The 796-nt window shown below is 32.9% G+C and carries 1 protein-coding gene; it reads left to right on the top strand.

Annotation, left to right across the window (positions count from 1 at the left end):
* Positions 1 to 194: 194 nt before the first annotated feature.
* A complete protein-coding gene (locus tag B5F78_RS16635) occupies positions 195 to 710 on the top strand; it encodes a glycosyltransferase family 8 protein (RefSeq protein WP_162608597.1) in 516 nt (171 codons plus the stop codon).
* Positions 711 to 796: the final 86 nt, after the last annotated feature.

Here is a 796-nt window from a genome sequence, read left to right as displayed (position 1 = left end):
CTGACCATCGATTACGAATTCCTTGCTGAAACTGCGGAAGCTATGGTACAGATTGCATTCATCCAAATCATGCTTAACAAATTTATCGAATGAAATCAAAACAGCTTCTAAAATGATTTAGTAAGTTTATAAAGATGTTTTCTGTGTAAGCCAACAAAATTTTGTATACAACTTTAATGAAAAAACTATGCATTGTGTATGCTGCTGACGAAAACTATGTTCAGCATGCTGTTGTATCTATAAAGAGCTTGTCCCAATCTGTAAGGGATTTGTCGCAATATGAGATATACTTTTTAGCTATGGATTTATCAGAATATCTTACAGTTAAGTTGATGGATGTGCTGAACGACTGTAAATTTCTGTTCAGAATAATTAAGGTTAGTGATATGAAGGACAAGTTTCCTAATGGCATTGATGTTGCCAATTTATCTATTACTACTTACTTGCGATTATTTTTGGCTGAAATATTACCCAATTTCATTGATAAAGTTTTATATTTAGATTGCGATACTATAGTAATGCAAGATTTGTCTTCCTTAATTGATTATCCTATGGGAGATTACTTGGTTTGTGGTGTAGAAGATACGATGTATCCAGCAATAAAGAAAATGACTGGCTTAAGTAGTGATGGTTCTTACCTTAATGCAGGTGTTCTTCTAGTAAATTTGAAAAAATGGCGAGAAAGTAATATTAGAGTTTATGTAATTTAGATTTGTTATATATCGCGCATACGCGTACCTTTGCAACATGAATTACCATGACCATAAAGACAACAGCAAAAGTTTCCGTGCCTTGA

The sequence above is a fragment of the Bacteroides sp. An279 genome, assembly GCF_002159615.1.
Classification (GTDB): domain Bacteria; phylum Bacteroidota; class Bacteroidia; order Bacteroidales; family Bacteroidaceae; genus Phocaeicola; species Phocaeicola intestinalis.
This window is presented reverse-complemented; position numbering and strand designations above follow the sequence as displayed.